The organism is Nitrosomonas sp., from assembly GCF_040240425.1.
Lineage (GTDB): Bacteria > Pseudomonadota > Gammaproteobacteria > Burkholderiales > Nitrosomonadaceae > Nitrosomonas.
Map to the genome: position 1 here is coordinate 22,380 of NZ_QPHG01000017.1, position 20,203 is coordinate 42,582.

17 protein-coding genes are annotated in these 20,203 nt (G+C 50.8%); 11 read left to right on the top strand and 6 right to left on the bottom strand.

What is annotated here, in order from left to right:
* Window positions 1–23: 23 nt before the first annotated feature.
* On the bottom strand, window positions 24–374 hold the full coding sequence (locus tag DU481_RS08270; RefSeq protein WP_350116777.1) for a DUF3579 domain-containing protein: 351 nt from the start codon (window positions 372–374) through the stop codon (window positions 24–26).
* A gap of 392 nt (window positions 375–766) precedes the next feature.
* On the opposite strand from DU481_RS08270, the gene DU481_RS08275 reads away from it, so the two are divergent.
* On the top strand, window positions 767–1,858 hold the full coding sequence (locus tag DU481_RS08275; RefSeq protein WP_350133696.1) for an aminopeptidase: 1,092 nt from the start codon (window positions 767–769) through the stop codon (window positions 1,856–1,858).
* A 40-nt stretch (window positions 1,859–1,898) separates the two neighbouring features.
* Entirely contained in the window at window positions 1,899–3,251 is a 1,353-nt protein-coding gene (chrA, locus tag DU481_RS08280) for a chromate efflux transporter (protein WP_350133697.1), read from the top strand.
* A gap of 35 nt (window positions 3,252–3,286) precedes the next feature.
* Here chrA and DU481_RS08285 read toward each other — a convergent pair whose 3' ends face one another.
* Complete coding sequence (locus DU481_RS08285) at window positions 3,287–4,399, bottom strand: HD domain-containing phosphohydrolase (RefSeq protein ID WP_350133698.1); 1,113 nt, start codon at window positions 4,397–4,399, stop codon at window positions 3,287–3,289.
* Between the two features lie 235 nt (window positions 4,400–4,634).
* Here DU481_RS08285 and DU481_RS08290 point away from each other — a divergent pair, with 235 nt between their 5' ends.
* From DU481_RS08290 to DU481_RS08300, 3 genes are all read left to right on the top strand, one after another.
* Window positions 4,635–5,912 carry a DUF2130 domain-containing protein gene (locus DU481_RS08290; RefSeq protein WP_350133699.1) on the top strand — a complete coding sequence of 426 codons (1,278 nt, stop codon included), beginning with the start codon at window positions 4,635–4,637 and terminating at the stop codon, window positions 5,910–5,912.
* A 173-nt stretch (window positions 5,913–6,085) separates the two neighbouring features.
* Window positions 6,086–7,807 (top strand): flagellinolysin, encoded by a 1,722-nt coding sequence (locus DU481_RS08295; protein ID WP_350133700.1) that lies wholly within the window; start codon window positions 6,086–6,088, stop codon window positions 7,805–7,807.
* A gap of 196 nt (window positions 7,808–8,003) precedes the next feature.
* The gene (locus DU481_RS08300; RefSeq protein ID WP_350133701.1) at window positions 8,004–9,617 is read left to right on the top strand and encodes a multicopper oxidase family protein; all 1,614 of its coding nucleotides are present in this window, start codon (window positions 8,004–8,006) and stop codon (window positions 9,615–9,617) included.
* 39 nt (window positions 9,618–9,656) lie between these two features.
* Here DU481_RS08300 and DU481_RS08305 read toward each other — a convergent pair whose 3' ends face one another.
* Window positions 9,657–12,035 (bottom strand): PAS domain S-box protein, encoded by a 2,379-nt coding sequence (locus DU481_RS08305; protein ID WP_350133702.1) that lies wholly within the window; start codon window positions 12,033–12,035, stop codon window positions 9,657–9,659.
* Window positions 12,036–12,424: 389 nt separating this feature from the next.
* Between DU481_RS08305 and DU481_RS08310 the strand changes: the two genes are divergently transcribed.
* Window positions 12,425–13,339 carry an HDOD domain-containing protein gene (locus DU481_RS08310; RefSeq protein ID WP_350133703.1) on the top strand — a complete coding sequence of 305 codons (915 nt, stop codon included), beginning with the start codon at window positions 12,425–12,427 and terminating at the stop codon, window positions 13,337–13,339.
* Window positions 13,340–13,378: 39 nt separating this feature from the next.
* On the opposite strand, the gene DU481_RS08315 is transcribed toward DU481_RS08310, so the two are convergent.
* Entirely contained in the window at window positions 13,379–13,786 is a 408-nt protein-coding gene (locus DU481_RS08315; protein WP_350133704.1) for a hypothetical protein, read from the bottom strand.
* 23 nt (window positions 13,787–13,809) lie between these two features.
* Window positions 13,810–14,196, bottom strand: coding sequence for a multidrug ABC transporter permease (locus DU481_RS08320; RefSeq protein WP_350133705.1), 387 nt, complete (start codon window positions 14,194–14,196; stop codon window positions 13,810–13,812).
* Window positions 14,197–14,296: 100 nt separating this feature from the next.
* On the opposite strand from DU481_RS08320, the gene DU481_RS08325 reads away from it, so the two are divergent.
* From DU481_RS08325 to DU481_RS08345, 5 genes are all read left to right on the top strand, one after another.
* Window positions 14,297–15,460, top strand: coding sequence for an alkaline phosphatase PhoX (locus tag DU481_RS08325; protein WP_350133706.1), 1,164 nt, complete (start codon window positions 14,297–14,299; stop codon window positions 15,458–15,460).
* Window positions 15,461–15,612: 152 nt separating this feature from the next.
* Window positions 15,613–16,557, top strand: coding sequence for a DnaJ C-terminal domain-containing protein (locus DU481_RS08330; protein WP_350133707.1), 945 nt, complete (start codon window positions 15,613–15,615; stop codon window positions 16,555–16,557).
* A gap of 3 nt (window positions 16,558–16,560) precedes the next feature.
* Complete coding sequence (locus DU481_RS08335; protein WP_350133708.1) at window positions 16,561–16,878, top strand: chaperone modulator CbpM; 318 nt, start codon at window positions 16,561–16,563, stop codon at window positions 16,876–16,878.
* A 42-nt stretch (window positions 16,879–16,920) separates the two neighbouring features.
* Complete coding sequence (gene trxC, locus DU481_RS08340; RefSeq protein WP_350133709.1) at window positions 16,921–17,352, top strand: thioredoxin TrxC; 432 nt, start codon at window positions 16,921–16,923, stop codon at window positions 17,350–17,352.
* A gap of 31 nt (window positions 17,353–17,383) precedes the next feature.
* Entirely contained in the window at window positions 17,384–18,538 is a 1,155-nt protein-coding gene (locus tag DU481_RS08345; protein WP_090320329.1) for a S1C family serine protease, read from the top strand.
* A gap of 57 nt (window positions 18,539–18,595) precedes the next feature.
* Here the strand turns inward: DU481_RS08345 and DU481_RS08350 are convergent, their stop codons facing one another.
* A complete protein-coding gene (locus tag DU481_RS08350) occupies window positions 18,596–20,140 on the bottom strand; it encodes an adenylyltransferase/cytidyltransferase family protein (protein WP_350133710.1) in 1,545 nt (514 codons plus the stop codon).
* Window positions 20,141–20,203: the final 63 nt, after the last annotated feature.

A 20,203-nucleotide genomic window follows, 5' to 3' on the forward strand; every position in this document is an offset into this window, starting at 1 on the left:
GAGTCGGTTTTCCTTCGATACCATCACATTGCAAATGTCAGTTTCCGCGCAGGCACAACAATCTCTTGCACCACAACGGATTCCTGTGGATGGATTACTTCCTCCTCCGGTTCTATTCTCAAACGATTGCCGGATGCGAATGCCATAATAAATTGGTAGGCGGCCGGATCGACATCTTGCAGTATCTTTTCCACTCTCACGCCTATCTTGCCTTGGCAAATGACCGGCTGGGCATAATTCGAATACACCCACCGTCCTCGATTATCGTAGCTAGCCAACGCGCCGCAAAGCCGCTCCGCCCAGTCACTGGGGCGAAATGGCCGCCCCTCGGAGGTAATACCTAAAATGAGGAAAGACTCAGATCCGGCTTGCATACACAAAACCATGTCGAGAAGAAAAATTAAGCAGATTTAAAAATGGAATAAATCGATGCCATAATGGTCTCTTGCGCTGGCGCGCCAGCATGGTGTGAGAAAATCTTTTGCAAGCACGGCCTAAATTCATCATGAGCGCTTTCTTTCCTTTTTAATCCAGATGCTTATATCGGCACCACTGGAGAAAAATAGAGAGCACCGATAGCAGATGCTTAAAAATTGCGATGGAATTAACCGGAGAAATTAGAATCTGATGACTTCACAACCGGAATAGCACACAATTCGATCTAGGTTTGATCTATCTCATTTATCGAGTTGAATCCCATGAACATGATGACAGCGCATACAAACGCAGCGTTTACACGAGCTGTATTATTCCATCAGGAATCGAAGTGTTAGCACGCATTCCACGCACCTTATTACTTACCGCGATCACGAGTCTGATCATCTGGCTCAGCGCTTGCACCAATCTTCCTTATTACGCCCAGGCTGTCGACGGACATTTCGGCGTCATACACCGTTCGCAACCGATCAGCAAAGTAATTGCAAACCCGGATATTGATCCAAAGTTGAAACATTCACTCACCAAGGTGGTACAGCTGCGTGAGTTCGCCAGCCGCGAATTAAAGTTGCCGGATAATCTGAGCTATACCAGTTATGCCGATTTAGAGCGTCCCTTTGTGGTATGGAATGTTTTTGCAGCCCCTGAACTCTCCGTCAAGCTGAAAGAATGGTGCTTTGTGCAGGTCGGTTGCGTCAACTATCGCGGTTTTTTCTCACAAGAAAGCGCCGAGCGCTATGCGGAAGAACTCCGCAAGGAAGGCTATGACGTGCATGTTGGGGGAATCCGTGCTTATTCCACGCTAGGTTGGTTCAGCGATCCGGTCTTGAATACTTTTATCGGCTACTCGGAAATGGATCTGGCGCGTTTGATCTTTCACGAACTGGCTCACCAGGTCATGTATGTATCCGGTGACACTGTTTTTAATGAATCCTTTGCCACCGCGGTGGAACATGAAGGTGTAAAACGCTGGTTTGAACGCAGCGGCACTGCAACGGAACAAATTGCTTTAGCCGCACGGCAGGAAAGAGAAACAATCTTTACCGGTTTGGTACTGAAACATCGCAAACGCTTGCAAGAACTTTTTCAGTCGAACTTGAGTGACACTGAAAAACGGACACGCAAGGCGCATATCTTCGACGAATTACGAACCGAGTTCTTGCACCTGAAAGCCGGAAAAAACGATCTCAGCAGTTACGACCGATGGTTTTCGCAGCCACTAAATAATGCCTTGCTGGCAACGGTTTCGATTTATACGCAATTACTCCCGGCATTCCAGGGAATTCTGAAACAGCATGACCAGGATATGGAACGATTCTTTGATACGGTAACAAAACTAAGCAAGCTGCCGAAACATGAGCGGAATTTGATACTGCAAAAAGCTGCCGAAGGCAGTCAGTCATGGAAAACCGCCGAACAATAATCTTTACACTCCATTCCACCCTCCTTATTCACCGCACACTATGCCACCCGCAGAACAAAAAACCGAAACCCGGCCCGAACCCGTATCTTTCATGGAAGCATTCGTTTATTGGCTAAAATTGGGTTTTATCAGTTTTGGCGGACCGGCTGGACAGATCAGCATGATGCACCAGGAATTGGTCGAGAGACGGCGCTGGATTTCCGAGCAACGTTTCTTGCACGCACTGAATTACACCATGGTGCTGCCCGGCCCGGAAGCCCAGCAACTAGCGACCTACATTGGCTGGCTAATGCACGGCACCTGGGGCGGTATTATGGCCGGTGCACTGTTCGTACTGCCATCACTTTTGATTCTGATCATTCTGACGTGGATCTACTTGGTTTATAGTGAAATGCCGGCTGTCGCAGGTATTTTGTATGGCATCAAACCTGCGGTCACGGCGATTGTGCTTTTCGCGGCTTACCGGATAGGTTCGAGAGCGTTGAAAAACAATCTGCTGCGTGCCATTTCGGTCGCCGCGTTCATTGCCATCTTTGCATTCAACATTCCCTTTCCCTATATCGTCCTGATAGCAGGCTTGATCGGATACATCGGATCGCACTATGCACCGGACAAATTCAGAGCAGGCGGACATCACGAAAAATCAAAAAATACCTACGGCCCGGCTTTGATTGATGATGACACCCCTATTCCGGAGCACGCCATCTTCCGGTGGAGCCAATTCATACTGCTTATCGTAATCGGACTTTTCATCTGGGGCGGGGTTCTGTCATTGCTGACCATGCAGTATGGCTGGGATGGCACGTTGACACAAATGGGCTGGTTTTTCACCAAAGCCGCGCTAATGACCTTCGGCGGTGCCTATGCGGTTTTACCCTATGTCTATCAAGGCGGTGTCGAACATTACGCCTGGTTGAATCCGGTACAAATGATCGACGGATTGGCCTTGGGTGAAACGACACCCGGCCCGTTGATCATGATCGTTGCATTTGTCGGTTTTGTCGGCGGATGGACTAGAGCGCTTTTCGGACCGGATTTTCTGATGTTAGCGGGAATTTGCGGCGCCGTTGTTGCGACGTTATTCACATTCTTACCGTCTTTTCTTTTTATTCTTTTGGGCGGCCCTGCGGTAGAAGCAACCCGTCACGACCTCAAATTTACCGCACCATTGACTGGCATCACGGCTGCGGTTGTCGGGGTTATTGTCAACTTAGCAATATTCTTTGCTTACCATGTCCTGTGGCCGCAAGGATTTAATGCCGGATTTGAATGGTTCTCCGCTTTGGTCGGAGTCTGTGCATTTGTCGCTTTATTCAACTATAAAGCCGGAATTGTTACGGTCATCTGCGCCTGCGCCGCTGTAGGGTTAGGATATACTTTGCTGCTGCATTGAACCTGCACGCTTGAGTTAACCGCCAGCATGCTACTTTAACTGCTCATGGCAGTCGGCCGGGAAGCTATGGGTTGCTGGATTGAATTCTCGGTCAAATCTTTGTATTGCTCCCGTATTGCGATAATTTTATCGATATTCTCAATAAATAATTTCACTAATTGAGGATCAAAATGCGTTCCCGCTTTACTCTCGATATATTCGATTGCTTTCTGCATCGGCCACGCTTCTTTATATGGCCTTTGTGACGTGAGCGCATCAAATACATCACTGATCGCTGTGATACGGCCTTCAATAGGAATCGACGCTGCTCTCAGTTGTTTGGGATAACCGTTCCCATCCCAATGCTCATGATGCGACAGCGCAATACTCGCGGCTAGCTGCACCATCAGGGATTCGTGACTGGCCAGCAAATCGGCGCCCATTTGCGCATGATTGCGCATTCTCTCCCATTCCATATCGGTAAGCTTCCCTTGTTTCAGCAAAATATGGTCAGGGATACCGATCTTGCCTATGTCATGCAAAGGTGCCGCCTTTTCGATCAAGTAACAAATACGCGCGGGCAGACCCAATGCTTCCGAGAGGATGCGCGCATATTTACCCACGCGTATGACATGCTTTCCAGTATCGTTATCACGCATTTCGCTGACTCTGGCCATGATGTTGATTAATGTATCCGTGGCTTTATCCAGCTCTGAAGTGCGCTCTTTTACTTTTTTCTCCAGTTCTTTTGCAATATCTTGCTTTACTAAATAAGCAGCTCTTACCCGTAGCAAATTCTTTACGCGCAGCATTACTTCCGCTTGGTCGAACGGTTTATTCACAAAATCCTGCGCACCCAACAGCAGTGCTTTATTCCGGGTCTCGTTGCCCTGTTTTCCAGTTAATACCAGAATGGGCACGAGTTGTTCGCTGACCGGCGACGCATTAATCTGCCGCATCACCTCGAATCCATCCATTTTTGGCATTTCAATGTCGAGCAACAGCAAATCGTAATTATTTTCCTGCATGGCAGGCAAAACCCGTGTGGGATCGGTCAAACTGGTATGATGATAGTACCCTTCAGATTCCAATAACTTACTCAATATCAAAATATTAGTAACAGAATCATCACAAATCAGAATCTTTAAATGCGCTGTATCGATGGCCATAATGCTTTGTTTCTTTATAGTTGTAATACCGCTTGATAACGACAAAAATGACAGATTATTGAATGGTCATCGTCCGTTCATTCCGGGCATGACCGACGCACTCCTCAACCGATATTTCAGCTTATGCGCAGTAAAAAATTCGCTTGCCAAGCAATAAGCCAAAGTAACAATTCGCCAGCTGATATGATTCCGTACCCAACAAAATTCCGGATATTCTGATTACGAAGGAATCAACATGAGCGAACCCACCATTCATTGCCCCAATTGTGCAACGGAAATCAAACTCACCGAATCTCTGGCCGCTCCGCTGATCCAAGCAACGCGGCAAGAATATGAATCGAAATTGGCGCAAAAAGAAGCAGATGTTTCCAAACGCGAAGCCACACTCAAAGCCCAGCAGAGATCACTGGAAGACGCACAGAAAACTGTTGATGAGCAAGTTGCCAGCAAGTTACAGGCGGAACGCGCACTGATCGCCACCGAGGAAGGCAAGAAAGCAAGATTGGCGATGGCAAACGACTTAGAAGCGAAATCAAAAGAACTGGTCGAATTGCAAGAAATTCTCCAGCAGCGCAACAGCAAACTGGAAGAAGCGCAAAAAGCGCAGGTCGATTTGATCCGGAAACAGCGCGAGCTGGACGATGCCAAGCGGGAATTGGATTTAACCGTCGAAAAACGCTTGCAGGAATCGATCGCTCTGGTTCGTCAAAAAGCAAAACAAGAAGCCGAAGACGGTCTCCGGCTCAAAGTCAGTGAAAAAGAAGAGCAGATTGCGTCAATGCAGCGGCAAATTGAGGAACTGAAGCGCAGAGCCGATCAGGGTTCGCAACAACTTCAAGGCGAAGTTCTCGAGCTCGAACTGGAAACCACGCTGCGGCTCAAATTCCCGTTGGATAGTATCGAGCCTGTTGCAAAAGGCGAATTCGGCGGCGATGTGCTACAGAGAGTCATGGGGCCGCTGGGACAATGGTGCGGTTCGATTTTGTGGGAATCCAAAAGAACCAAGAATTGGAGTGACGGTTGGCTGGCAAAACTTCGTGGCGATCAACGCACCGCGAAAGCGGAGATAGCTGTGCTGGTATCCAGCACGTTACCGAAGGAGATCGAAACATTCGGCCAAATCGATGGTGTCTGGATTACCGAACCTCGTCTGGCGCTGCCGCTCGTCATCGCTCTACGCCAATCCCTGATCGAAATCGCCAGCACACGGCAAATCCAGGAAGGGCAGGAAACCAAAATGGAGCTGGTCTATCAGTATTTGACCGGACCAAGATTCAAACATCGCATCGAAGCCATTGTTGAGAAATTCTCCGACATGCAGGCTGATCTCGATAGAGAACGCAAAGCCATGACACGGCTATGGGCCAAGCGGGAAATGCAAATTCAGGGCGTCATTGAATCCACTGTAGGTATGTATGGCGATCTGCAAGGCATTGCAGGACGCGCGCTACCTGCCATCGAGGGATTGGAATTACCGATGCTGGATTTGAAAGACTCCGGTAACGAGCCTTAGCTAGCAATTTGATATCCACTGCAAAAAACTTCCTTTCCCCGCACACCACAATAGTTTCAGGAAAATTCATGCAATCAGCCAAGATTGACTCAGTAGGAAAATTACTCTTGTATCTAAAGAAATTTAACCAGCTTTCGTTAAAAAAGCGTACTTGTAACGCCATATGATAAAAAATGAGTTTATCGATCAATACAAATCTAGGAGCGCTGAATAGTTCGCGGTATTTATCCGCAACTACAAACGATCTCGGCCGTTCATTAGAACGGCTGTCATCGGGTATGCGGATTAACAACGCTAGGGATGACGCGGCGGGCCTCGCCATCTCGGACCGGATGACATCGCAAATTCGCGGCTTAAATCAGGCGACCAGAAATGCCAGTGATGGAATCTCGATGCTACAAACCGCCGATGGTGCATTGACTTCGGTGACTTCGGCATTGCAACGCATCCGTGAACTTTCCATACAAGCAGCAAACTCAACCAATAGTCTCAGCGACAAGAAAGCATTACAAGAAGAAGCGAATCAACTGATTCAGGAAATAGAAAGCGTTTCCACCACGGCTACATTCAACGGCGACAAAATATTCGATAATTCCGGTAGCAGTGTTCTCGGCAATTCCGATCAACTGGCTGTTATGTATGGATTACAAAATGGCTGGCTGGAAGATGCGGAAAGCAAGATCCAGCAATATTTTGGCATTTCCGCCGACGGCGCTGATATGAATATCGAGCTGACAACGTTTACCGATGGCGCGGGCGGAACTGCTGCCCGGGTGGTAGGATCGGTACCCGGAAGCTATACGGGTAAGGCGACTAATGTCAAATTGCAGATCGATATGAGCGACTTCACGCCACCCAATTTACCCGACGGCGGCAATGCGCCATTTTATAACGACCGGATTATTGCGCATGAAATGGTGCACGCGGTGATGTACCGGAGCATGAATATCGGTTCGATGTTTGATCCCTCCGGAGATCAAACATGGTTTATGGAAGGCTCTGCGGAATTTATTCATGGCGCCGACGAGCGTTTGCAGTCTTCGATCAGCAGTGTCGGCATCGGCGGTGTCATGGCTAAAGCAACCACTTTCGGCTCAGCCGGCGCAGCCTGGGGAGGAACTTCGGATGATTACTCCGCAGCCTACTCCGCCGTGCGCTACTTACATCAAGTCATCAAGGATAACGGCGGCTCGGGCATCAAGGATGTCATGGTTTACTTAAACCAGAATCAAAGCGCCACACTCAGCGATGCCATCAGCGCCGCGACCGGTGGCTTATATGCTAACGCCGATGCCTTTAATGCCGATTTTGTTGCGAACGGCGCCGCATACATTGCCGGTATGGATCTGACCGATACCGACACCGGAGCGATTGGCGGTTCAAATGCCGATGGAGGCGCAATCCAAACCGCTACAAGCGTTATTTCCGATACCGCTTCAAGAGGCGGTACCAATCCGCTCGGTGGATTTAACGAAATCTGGGAAAATATAAACACCGCCGCGGTCGGTAATAACAAACAACTACAAGTAGGGGCAAACAAAACTAACACCATGAATGTCACTTTCGGAGCGGTCAATACTGCTGCGATGAGTATCCAGAGTGTGGATCTGGTTAATAATGCCGGATTTGCCACCTACATGATGGATCTTGCCTTGAATCATGTTAATGAGGAAAGATCGAAGATCGGTGCACAGCTGAACCGGTTGGAATCGGTCATTACCAACAACAATACCAGTGTCGAGTCTACCGTAGCCAGCCGGTCACGCATCCAGGATGCCGACTACGCGCAAGAAACGACTACCCTGACCAAAACACAGATTATGCAGCAGGCCGCTACAGCAGTATTGGCGCAAGCCAATACATCGCCGCAAATGTTGATGGCACTGCTCAAGTAAGCTAGTCACACTCCAGATTTCTCATTCCATTTTTATCCTGTTGTTTCTGCGCACAAATCACTTCATTAGCCTGAAATCCGGTTGCTTATTACGTTTGAGCTGATACACTGAATTCCAGGAAATAGTTACAGCGGAATCATCCGCAATTTGGTGTGAACCGCTCGAAATTCATCGTTAATCACACGAGAGGTTAATCATGACAGACATTGATTATAAAAGACGTCAGTTCCTGCAATATACCACTTTAGGTACCTTGGCTGCCGCCATGCCCGGTTTCGCATTTGCCGAAAACCGCGTTATTAATAAAACGCCCGACCATTCATTCAAAGCCGATGTTGAAATTGCATTAACCGCTCAGACTGCGGATGTTCCTATCTTGCCGGGTGCTCATACGCACGTTTTCAAATACACTGGAAAATTACTCAAAGGGCCTCAGACCGCACTCAAGGAATTGCCCGGTTACTTAGGGTCGATCCTCAATTTTGAACAGGGTCAGAAAGTCCGGATATTCTTTCATAACCAATTACCGGAACCGTGCGTTACCCATTGGCATGGCATGCATGTGCCACAAGTGATGGATGGCCATCCGATGTATGCGATCCATCATGGCGAGCAGTATGTTTACGAGTTTGAGGTAAAAAACCCAGCCGGTACCAACTGGTATCATTCACATACCCATGAATTAACGGCTTCTCAGGTATATCAAGGCTTAGCCGGATTGATCACCATTACGGACGAAGCTGAGCGTAGACTGGAATTACCCAGCGGTGAATATGACATTCCGCTGGTCATCCAAGATCGCAGTTTCTCGCAGGGCAATCAATTACGCTACATGTTGAACATGCATCAACGCATGCGCGGCTTTCTGGGCGACACGATCCTGGTGAATGGCCAAAGTGACAGCGCCATCGCCGTTAAAACACGGGCATACCGCTTTCGCATACTGAATGGATCAAACTCCAGAATTTACAAGCTGGGTTGGAATGATGGCACACCGCTCATTGCGATCGGCACCGATGGCGGGTTACTGGAAAAACCGCAAACTTTCCCCTACATCATGCTCGCACCCGCCGAGCGGGTCGAACTGTGGGTCGATTTCAGCGGCCGCAAACCCGGTTCCGATCTAACGCTGCAAAATCTGGCCTATCAGGGATCTGCCGCGCATATGGGAGGAGGTATGGGAGGCGGACGCCATGGTATGGGCCGGATGGGTATGATGGACGGGGTTTCAAGCCAGAATGACGTGTTCCCCGTCGTTAAATTCCAGATCACCGAGCAAGTCAGCGACTCACCCGCATTACCGGCCACACTGGTTCCATTGCGCCGCTTGACTGCCGCGGATGTTACTCATCCCGGCACCACGGTGCCGATTACCATCGGCATGCGGCATATGGCATTCAATCTCAACGGTAAGACGTTTGAGATGCAAAACTATTCCGAGCAGGAAAAAATTCCGCTGAATTCCGTTCAGAAAATCAAAATATCCCATGATAGCCAAGGAATGGGAGGAGGAATGCGCGGCGGCCGGGGTGGCGGCATGGGTATGATGATGGCATTGCCGCATCCCGTCCACCTCCATGGTCAGCAGTTCCAGATCCTGTCGCGCAAGCAAAACAACCCGGGCGGCGCTTACGATACGGTCAAGGACGGATTCATTACCAGCGGCTGGAAAGATACTGTCTTGGTCATGCCGGGCGAAGAAGTGGAAATCATTAAACCTTTCAAGGACTATACCGGCTTATTTCTTTATCACTGCCACAACCTGGAGCACGAAGATATGGGCATGATGCGCAATTTCTTTGTCAGTTGATTTGATTGATCGCGAATCGGCTTGATGAACTTATCGCGCCTATTCCACTGGCAACTCAATCCAGAAAGTACTGCCCACACCCAATTCACTGTCGGCCCCGACCGTACCGCCCATTAACTCGACAATCTGGCGCGAAATGGATAATCCGATACCGGTCCCTTCAATGCCGCTATTCGTAGCATCCAATCGATTAAACAGCTGAAAGAGCTCCGCCATTTTATGCGTCGCGATACCGGTCCCGGTATCGGTAATGAGGATCCGCAAATAGCCTGGATTGTCCGATGACGCTCTCGCGTCGATATGCACTGTGCCGCCTTTGCGGTTGTATTTAACGGCGTTGGATATCAGGTTGAGAATGACTTGCTTAAACCGGACTCGATCGGTATGCAGAATCTTACCGGCCACACCAGCTTGCACCAGCTGAACATCCAGCTTATCCGCTTGAGTCCGCACCAGGCTGATACACGCTTCGATAATCGGACCAATCTCAACCGGCTCCAATTTCAGATCGATCCGCCCTGATTCGATTCTGGCCAAATCCAGCACTTCATTAATCAACGCCAGCAAATGCGTACCCGCATTCCTGATTTCTCTGATGTACTTCACATGTTGATTGTCAGGGTCTTCCAGTTCAATTAACTGACTAAACCCCAGAATCGCATTCAGAGGTGTGCGTAACTCATGGCTCATACTGGAAAGAAATTGCGATTTGGCTTGGTTAGCCCGCTCCGCTTCCTGTCGCGCATGGATAAGCGCCTCCTCGGCAGCCTTGCGCTCAGTAATATCTTCGGCGATACCCTCGATGCACAGATCGCCGTTAGCATCGCTGGCCGGATGCGCCGAGGCCAGGATCGTGCGTTCGCTGCCATCCGGATGAACAAAATTCATTTCGAATTGCACAAAATCAATCTTTCCTTGCGCAATCTGAGTAACGACAGAATAAGCATGATCCAACGAATCCGGATACCAATTCACGATGCCATCCCAGAATTTTCCGATGGCTTCTTCCTTCGTAATACCAAAAACTTTATCGACACCGCTGCTGATGTAGGTGAGCTCCCCTGTCAGCGCTTTATGGCTATAAATGACAAATTTACCGCCGATGTCTTCCACCAAGCGTTGATATCGTTCCTGACTTTCCCGCAGCGCCTGTTCCGCCTGCAAACGCGCGGTGATATCTTCGATAATCGACCAGATCAATTCCCGGCCGGAAGCATCGCGGATCACGACACCGTTAAGTTGAACCTGATACCGGCTGCCGTCCTTGCGGATATATTCCTTCCGGTAAGGACCGAAACTGCCCATCGCTCGCAAACTCTCAAGCTGGCGCGCCTCATCGGCGGCATACTCCGGCGGTGTAATATCCCAGTACGTCAGATTAAGAAATTCCTCGCGTGAATAACCGGTGGGCGCTAACAAGGCATCATTGAATTCGATGAATCGACCGGTAGCATAATCGTTTAAGGCGATACCAACCGGTGACATCACGAACAGCGCTCTCAGTCGTGTCTCACTATCCCGGTTTTTCTGATGAAATCTGGCAATCGCAACCAGCGGCAGGAGAATTAAAATGCCGCTCAGAATCAGGCCCAACCGGAAAAAAATAGAATTGCCGCCCGCAGCGGCCCAGCCACCTTTGGGGACTGCCGCCATCTGCCAGGAACCATTATCCGGCAAGGAGATATCGAGTAGTACAGGACGCTGATCGAAGATCTGATCGGTTCCGAAAAACACCTTGCCGTTTTCCGGCCCGCCGTTCCGCCGTAGCGCAATATCAAATTCCTCAGCAAGGGCCAGTAAACCGCTTGCCTGGTATAACTGCTCCACATCGATCACAGCGGAGATCACGCCCCAGAATACGTTACCCTCGCCAGACTGTTGACGGTCGAGAAATACCGGAATACGCGCGATAAAACCTTGCCCACCTTGAACCAGATCAACCGGCCCGTCTAACAGAAGACTTTTATTGTCGCGCGCTTGTAACACGGCTTGGAGTTGCTTGGGATGATTGCGGAAATTCAAACCGACGGCCGCTTCGTTGCCTTCGAGCGGATACATATACTTTATGATTAAATCGGGCGCGGCGCCGATATTGCGCAATTGCGAACGGCCTTTGAACAGATATTGAGCCAATTGGGCAAATTTATCCGCCGGCAGATCCGGCTCAACCGAAACCGACGCAACCAGACCTTGCACCAGTTGCGCATTACTGGTGATGTTACCTTCCAAGGTGGCACGCAACAGGCTAAACCGGGTAAATACCGCATCACGCAGATCGCGCTCCTGGTTTCGCGAATGCAAATGATCGACATAGAATCCGACCGGCAAAAGGCAAATTCCAACCACGAATACCGGTAAAAAAATGAATTGCCTGTTGTGCAGGCAAGACAGGAAACGAGCGGCGGCGTTGTGCATCATAAGTCACGAATAATTTGCATGAGAAAGCATGGCCGGGCAACGAAGTAACAGGTTAATTGACCGATGATTATCCGCTCAATCGTATCAAACCGTACACGCATTTCCGGTCAACAGCATCAGGCGCTTCGGTATTTTTCATCATAGCCCCCCACAATCTCTCATAACAATCGCCATTCGATCCCGCTCATCACGATAAGCCACTGAGAAAACTAATTTTCATCGTCAGTATCGAGAGAATCGCGAAAAAGATTACCTTTCACATCGCTATTTATCCTATAGAAACCACACCAGCTTTTTATAATGACACATCCTGGCATGCATTCCGGCCATCGATAACTTAATGATTTTGGAACGGCATCAATGTTACGCATTAATAATAGGTAAACAACATGAATCAGATTGCATGCAATGAAATGAAATACCGGCCGGAAGAATCCGCCATATCCGGCCCTATCGATTTGGAACAAATCCTCGCACGTATCAATACGCTGCCAGCCATGCCGGTCATTGCGCAAAAATTGCTCGGGCTGGCGTTGAACACAGACCATGGCGAAACGCAGATGCTCAAGCTGGTCGCACAAGACTCGCAGATCTCAGCCAAGATCATCGGATTATCAAATTCCGCTTTATTCGCCACGCCTGGCATTATCACGTCGATCATCGATGCCGCCATGTATCTCGGCTTGACGCAAATAAAATCGGTCGCCATCGGCATGGCAACTGTTTCGGCATTGACCAAACCACCCGAAGGCAAATTGAGATCCGCCGATTTATGGGCTCACAGCATGACCATAGCCTCGGCCATGCGCGTTATCGCCAAACACATGCCCGTAAAAACCAGACCGGTGGACGAGCAGATCTTCCTCGCGGGATTGCTGCACGACATCGGTTACAACGTGCTTAATTTTATTGCCAAGGATACGTGCAACGCACTCTACGAAAAACTCAGCACTCCATCGGATGCATCACCGCTGGAAATAGAACATGCGCTGCTCGGCACGCACCATGGCGAAATCGGCGCACAACTCGGCATCCATTGGGGATTACCGGCTGAAATCATTGCCGTCATCCGCTATCACCACATCCCCAATAGCGCGAACGCTGAAATCGGCCAACCACTAGTACGGCTCGTCAACTTGGCCGAGCGAATGCTGCCGGATTTTGCGATAATCGAATCCACCGTGCAAGAAATTACTCCACAGGAATGGATCGCTCTTGGCATCGACCCTGGTAAAGCGGACAATATTGCCGAGCAAATCAGCAGTGTCGCGGAGCAAGCCAAACAATTGGCCAGTATTATTTAATTCAAAGATTCTGTTGTAATCAATTACTCGAATTCTTAACTACAATTTTGAGCTATGTAAAGCTGCGATCAACTTCTTATTTGGTTTATTTGCGCTGTAAGCCCCATGCTTCTGCCAAGACTCTGAATTCAGCCATGCGGTATGCATCTCAACTATCGCAACCAATTCATCGTGCTCGATCAAATGCCAACTATCATTTATTGGAAATGCCATAAATAGCGATTTCTCCATGTATTTCCGTGCAATTGTAAGTCTCGACTTGAGCTGTACTTTGAGAGTTTCCTTGCCAGTTTTATGGTATGCGAGAAAATCTGCGCCCCGCCAATCATCGGCAAGCTTAATGCAATTAAATCCATAGTCCGCCAAAAGCCCAGCTACTTTCTGGAAATTGAAAATTTCTTTCTGGCGCGAATTTAGATCTGAATACTTTATTTTTTCCAGCTTCATTTGTGATCACACGGTGAGAAACATCAATTTCCCGCAGCTGCATTCTGCCTCGCTGCATAAACATATCCCCCAATCGCTCCCGCAACTAGCCCCAGTGGCGCTGCGATAAAGAGTCCGATCATCGGCCCTTGGTTGGTGTCTTTGGAAATGGCCATCGGCCCGAGGAAACCCAGGGTAAAAAATAGTCCGCCCAGAATTAATGCGCCGCCGGTAACCGCAACCAAAGTGCTTATTCTTTCTCCAGCAACCAGTTTCCAAGTAAACCACGCGGCGAAGGTTGCGCAGACAACCGAAACGGTGGCGGAAAGCCAGGCAGGAAAGCCGGTCGTAATCGTTAGAATCGTGCTGATAAAAAACAGTACAATCAAAAACATCAAAAAAGAGACGAGTGGTTTAAGGATCTGAATCATTGCAGCGTATATCCGTTGAGTGGTCATTTAACAGCGCAGCATTGTAAACTATCTCCCGTGCACCTATCGCTTGGATTTACCACATGAGGCTATCGTCTGTATGAATACATTTAATCCGCAGCGGCGCAAGTTATTGCAGTACGGTTTCATGGGATTGGGTGCGTTTGCTGGCAATGCCTTGCTGTCGTCCGCCGTCCGGTCGGCGACTTCGCTGGCAGGTCTGGGTGAACTCTTGCCGCCAGACCGGAACGGTGTGCGTTTGCCCGCTGGTTTTACTTCGCGCATCGTCGCGCATTCAGGTCAGAAGCTTTTCGATTACCGCTGGCATGCCGCGCCGGATGGCGGCGCTACGTTTGCCGCGTCCGATGGCGGCTGGATTTATGTTTCCAATAGCGAGCTGGATAAACAGGCGGGTGGCGCAGGCGCGTTGCGTTTCAATTCTCAAGGTGACATTGCCGATGCGTATCCGGTTCTGAGTCACACTAACCGCAATTGCGCGGGCGGGCATACACCGTGGCAGACCTGGTTGTCATGTGAGGAAACCGATACCGGCCGGGTGTGGGAATGCGATCCGTTTGGCCGCCAGGCAGCGCAAGTCCGAAGCGCGCTCGGTGTATTCCGGCACGAGGCGGTCGCGGTAGATATGCAGAACAAACAGCTTTATCTCACCGAGGATCAACCGGATGGCTGTTTGTATCGCTACACCGCGCGAACATTCGATGCCGCCGGAAATCCCAATCTCGACGACGGTGTGCTGGAAGTAGCCGAGGTCATCGATGGCCGCATTGGCGCAGTGCGCTGGCATGCCCTGCCCGATCCGCTCGCCAGCACCACACCAACGCGTAAACAGGTCGCTAGTAGCACCCGTTTTAACGGCGGCGAGGGCATCTGGTATCACCACGGCATCGTTTACTTCTCAACCAAAGGCGACAACCGCGTGTGGGCGTACGATGCGCATCGGCAGCATCTGAGCATTCTCTACAATGCGGCTTCATACCTCTTGCCGGTATTGACCGGCGTGGACAATATCACCGGCAATGCCGCGGGTGAATTGCTCGTGGCTGAGGATGGCGGCGATATGCAGATCGTGGTTCTGACCGCCGGAAAGGTTTTACCGCTCTTACAGCTGGTTGGGCATGACCGTTCGGAAATCACCGGTCCGGCGTTCAGTCCCGGCGGTTCGCGGCTGTATTTCAGCTCGCAGCGCGGTAAGACCGGGCGCGTTGAGGATGGCATGACGTTTGAAATTTCCGGGCCATTCTAAATACGCATCGATACTTGATAAATCGATACCATGAACCCATTTAACCTGAAACACCGGCCGGTTTTATGGCCATGCATGAAACTTCATTTTCAGGATGGAAGCGGCAATAATGCAGACGCGCGGTAACAGCGTGATCAACGAGGGGGATTAACTTGGAATTTAAGGATTACTACAAAACATTGGATGTCTCCCGCGATGCGACGGCGGAAGAAATCAAGAAGTCGTTCCGCCGCTTGGCGCGCAAGTACCACCCGGATGTTTCCAAGGAAACGGACGCCGAATCTAAAATGAAAGAAATCAACGAAGCCTATGCCGTACTTTCCGACCCGGAAAAACGCGCCGCTTACGATCAGCTCGGGCAAGGCGGATTTCAGCCAGGCAGCGATTTTCAGCCGCCACCCGGATGGGACAGCGGTTTTGAATTCAGCGGGCGCGGATTTGATGGTGCGCAGGCGGCGGATTTCAGCGATTTCTTTGCGCAATTATTCGGCGGAAAAATGGGCGCTGGCGCTCACCACGCGCACCATCGCATGCGCGGCGAAGATCATCACGCTAAAATCATGCTCGAATTGGAAGACAGTTATCATGGCGCCACACGCAGCCTGACGTTGCGTATGCCGAAGCTCGACAATCAGGGGCGCACCGTGCTCGCCGAACATACCTTGAATGTGCGCATCCCGAAAGGCGTGCACGCCGGGCAAGTAATCCGGCTGGCCGGACAAGGCGGCCCGGGTCATGCCGGAGCAGCCGCCGGTGATCTGTTTCTGGAAGTGCACTTCAATCCGCACAATCGTTACCGGATCGAAAACAAGGATGTCTATGCCACATTGCCCATCGCACCGTGGGAAGCGGCACTCGGCGCAATGGTCAAAATACCGGTGCCGGATGGCGTAGTCGAAGTGCGGGTGCCGGAAAATTCCCAATCCGGCCGTAAATTGCGCTTAAAAGACCGCGGCATTCCGGCGGCCACGCCCGGCGATTTGTATTTGGTGCTGGAAGTGGTGCTGCCGCCCGCCGCGACGGAAAAAGCGCGTGAATTTTACCAAACGATGGCGCAGGAACTCGCATTCAATCCGCGCCAGAATCTCGGAGTCTAAGCCATGCCGCATGAAATCGATGCTGTTTTACTTGAAGATGCTCTGTTCAGTTTGGATGAACTGGCGCACAGCTGCCACGTTAGCCGGGAATGGGTCATCGAACGCGTGCAGTGGGGTTTATTGCTGAATGACGGCGTCACCGGCACCGATCCGGATGTCTGGCTATTCGATAGCCGCAGTTTTGTGCGCGTCAAAAGAATCATCATGATTGAGCGCAACTTCGAAGGCAATCCCGAATTGGCCGGTTTGGTCGCCGATCTGATCGAAGAAATCGATTCGCTGCGCGCCCGGCTGAAAGCATCCGGATTGGATGCAGATTAAGCCATATCCGTCCGATAGATAAACTACACAGGAAATCCCGCCATGTCTTTACATATCGTGTGCCCGCATTGCCATGCCACCAACCGCGTACCGGCAGACCGCCTCAGCGCATCGCCTAATTGTGGTGCTTGCCACCAGCCGTTGTTTGCCGCGCAACCGATTGAGTTAATGGAGAGTCATTTCAACCGGCACATTACCAATAACGACATTCCGCTGCTGGTGGATTTTTGGGCACCGTGGTGCGGCCCCTGCCGCATGATGGCTCCAGCTTTTGCCGAAGCAGCCGCTATGCTGGAACCCGTCATGCGCCTGGCCAAAGTCAATACCGAAGAAGAACAAGGATTGGCCGCGCGGTATAACATTCGCAGTATTCCAACTTTGGTACTATTTAAAGGCGGCCGGGAAATCGCTCGGCAATCGGGCGCGATGAGCGGACACGATCTGGTACGATGGGCACAAGTCCATAACAAATAATGAAAAATAATCAACAAAGGAGCGAATATTCATGCCCAACGGATTCTTTTCCCGTTTAATCTGGTACACGCTGGCCGGTGTATTGCTGGTGTTATTTTTTCACAGCTTCCTTTACCACTATTTTCCGAATATTTTTCATTTCAATCTCTTTTCCGGTCAGAACCAGCAAGAGAGCGCGGAACCACGCGTGGTTCAAGCACGCGGCAACCTGGCCGAGGATGAGAAAAGCACCATCGAATTGTTTGAAAATTCGCGCGATTCCGTAGTGTTTATCACCACCCGGCAGCGCGTCATGGATGCGTGGTCGCGCAATATTTTTTCCGTTCCTAGCGGCACCGGCTCTGGGTTTATCTGGGATGATAGCGGGCATATCATTACCAATCTTCACGTGGTTAAAGGCGCCAGCGAAGCCACCGTGCGTCTGGCCGACGGACGCGATTACAAGGCTTCCCTGGTCGGCGCAAGCCCGGCGCACGACATCGCCGTGCTGAAAATCGGCATCGGCTTCCAGCGGCCAGCCCCGGTGCCGATCGGCACAAGCAACGACCTTAAGGTGGGACAAAAAGTATTCGCCATCGGCAATCCGTTCGGTCTGGACTGGACGTTGACCACCGGCATTGTCTCCGCATTGGATCGTTCCTTACCAGGCGGAGATGGCCGCACCATCGACAATCTGATTCAAACCGATGCCGCCATTAACCCCGGCAATTCCGGCGGCCCGCTGCTCGATTCCGCCGGCCGTCTGATCGGCATCAACACCGCCATTTACAGCCCGAGCGGCGCCAGCGCCGGGATTGGCTTTGCCGTGCCGGTCGATACCGTCAACCGCGTCGTTCCGCAAATCATCAGCCGCGGCAAATATATTCGCCCGGCCATGGGCATCACCGTCGACAGCAAACTCAATAACCGCCTGACGCAACACCTGAAAGTAACCGGCGTCGTCATCCTAAGCATCGGCCCCGGTTCCGCAGCCGATACCGCCGGACTGATAGGCGCCGTATTGACGCCGGAAGGCAACATCATCGCCAACGACATTATCGTTGCCGTTGACGGAAAACCGATGGACTCAGTGGAAAAATTGCTGAACCGTATTGATAATTACAAGGTCGGCGACACCATCATGCTTACGGTGCTGCGCCGGGGTGAGAAAATTGAAGTGCCGGTTACACTGCAACCGGGTGAGTGATATCGAGTTAATCGGGACGGATCTTACTCTTGGAAATTGCTCGCATATCTGAATCAATCAGGTATCCGCTTCCTTGCTGCCCGCACCGCTCAGTATGCGCACAACCAGCTCGGATGTGGAGATGCCGGGGGTGTAGGTCAGTTCCTGAATCATCTCCGGCGGTAAGGTTTCGCACAGTTTATATTTATCTCGGCGTTCCTGTTCCGAGGCGCAGGCGAAAGTATAAATGTCGAAGCCGTTCTGTTGCATGAATCCCGGGGTGACACTCGCGGGGGTTTCCGTCATGACGGCGTCGACATACTTGCAGGCGGCCACGACGGCGGCGCGTTCTGCTTGCTTCATGACGGGCAATTTGCCTTTGTTTTCCACCACGCGTTCATCGGAAACCACGCAGACCGTCAGATGCGTGCCCAATGCGCGCGCCGCACGCAAGAAACTCACATGCCCTTCATGAAACAGATCAGCCACCATGCGTGTATACACGCGTTTTTGCTGCCGATTTTTCGGCCATACGGGAATTTCCCGATTCAGGCGCGTCATGGCGCGCTCCATCCACTGCCGGCTGCGCAGTGCAAGTACGTCGTCGGGGTCCTTCAAAACAATCTGGTGCGCGTAACACCATGCTTTGGCCAAGTCTCCCAGCAGCCAGCGCTGTATCAGCCTATGGTAGGCATAGCAACGCACGAGCTGGGTAAAGTTTTCTAGGTTACAGGCGGATATCACGGTATCCCAGTTGGGATTCGGCGTGCGCCAGTCACCGTAGAATGCGGTCAGAATTCTTTCCGGCTGACGCGGAAACCAGGCTGTGCCAAAGTCTGTATCGCGCTGAGTCAGATCGAACTTGGGAAAAACCGATACCCGCTGATATTCATCGGGATAACCTGGCAATGCAAACCCGCCCACGATCTGTTTGCCCCGAGCTTGCAGACCGCAGACATCGAGCGTAATCCCCAACTCCGGGTGCACGTAATCGCGATAATTGGCGTATTCGATCCGCATCGGTGCACGCGCCCAGCCCGCCTGCTCCAATGCCGCACAACAAGTGTCCCAGAATTCCATTTGCACGGCGATGTCGAGATCTTTGTCGAAATCGAGTAAACACCCGTTCCGGATCAGACCCAACAGCGTGCCCGCAAAAGGAAATACCGGAATATCCTGCCGAGCTAACTCCGCACAGGTGCGCCACAGCAATTTTTCCGCTTCTCCGGAAGCGAATACATTCGCATCGGCTTGGCCGGACTTGACTTGTTCTTTTTGCGGCGGGATTTTTCCGGATTTAGCCAGCGCCATCAGATGATTCAGCGCGTAGGTAAAATGCGCATGCGCGGTGGATAAATCCAGCAAAATAAAACTCGCGGTTCCGAGCACATGCGCCCAGTGTGCTTTGTGAAAGTCACCTTGCACATGCGCATAAATTTTTGCGGCGTATGCGGGCACATCGTCCGTCCGGCCCGTGCGCATCGCCAACGAACACCACAAGCGCGCAACATCTGGAGATAACGGATATTCACTTTTCAACGGTTCAAGAATTCCGTCGGCATCGTTAAATTTGCCCGCAGCGATTAATTCCTTTGCTTTCAATAATAATTCATCGAGTTTCATAGTTATGTTTAGCAGCTATTACTTTATTCCCAGCTACTTAATCTTTTCAATTCCAATAATCAG

Bases quoted from the DNA above. Each gene is read 5' to 3' on its own strand.
- DU481_RS08270 (WP_350116777.1), bottom strand. From the start codon at position 374: ATGCAAGCCGGATCTGAGTCTTTCCTCATTTTAGGTATTACCTCCGAG.
- chrA (WP_350133697.1), top strand. From the start codon at position 1,899: ATGCCACCCGCAGAACAAAAAACCGAAACCCGGCCCGAACCCGTATCT.
- DU481_RS08285 (WP_350133698.1), bottom strand. From the start codon at position 4,399: ATGGCCATCGATACAGCGCATTTAAAGATTCTGATTTGTGATGATTCT.
- DU481_RS08290 (WP_350133699.1), top strand. From the start codon at position 4,635: ATGAGCGAACCCACCATTCATTGCCCCAATTGTGCAACGGAAATCAAA.
- DU481_RS08295 (WP_350133700.1), top strand. From the start codon at position 6,086: ATGAGTTTATCGATCAATACAAATCTAGGAGCGCTGAATAGTTCGCGG.
- DU481_RS08300 (WP_350133701.1), top strand. From the start codon at position 8,004: ATGACAGACATTGATTATAAAAGACGTCAGTTCCTGCAATATACCACT.
- DU481_RS08305 (WP_350133702.1), bottom strand. From the start codon at position 12,035: ATGATGCACAACGCCGCCGCTCGTTTCCTGTCTTGCCTGCACAACAGG.
- DU481_RS08310 (WP_350133703.1), top strand. From the start codon at position 12,425: ATGAATCAGATTGCATGCAATGAAATGAAATACCGGCCGGAAGAATCC.
- DU481_RS08315 (WP_350133704.1), bottom strand. From the start codon at position 13,786: ATGAAGCTGGAAAAAATAAAGTATTCAGATCTAAATTCGCGCCAGAAA.
- DU481_RS08320 (WP_350133705.1), bottom strand. From the start codon at position 14,196: ATGATTCAGATCCTTAAACCACTCGTCTCTTTTTTGATGTTTTTGATT.
- DU481_RS08325 (WP_350133706.1), top strand. From the start codon at position 14,297: ATGAATACATTTAATCCGCAGCGGCGCAAGTTATTGCAGTACGGTTTC.
- DU481_RS08335 (WP_350133708.1), top strand. From the start codon at position 16,561: ATGCCGCATGAAATCGATGCTGTTTTACTTGAAGATGCTCTGTTCAGT.
- trxC (WP_350133709.1), top strand. From the start codon at position 16,921: ATGTCTTTACATATCGTGTGCCCGCATTGCCATGCCACCAACCGCGTA.
- DU481_RS08345 (WP_090320329.1), top strand. From the start codon at position 17,384: ATGCCCAACGGATTCTTTTCCCGTTTAATCTGGTACACGCTGGCCGGT.
- DU481_RS08350 (WP_350133710.1), bottom strand. From the start codon at position 20,140: ATGAAACTCGATGAATTATTATTGAAAGCAAAGGAATTAATCGCTGCG.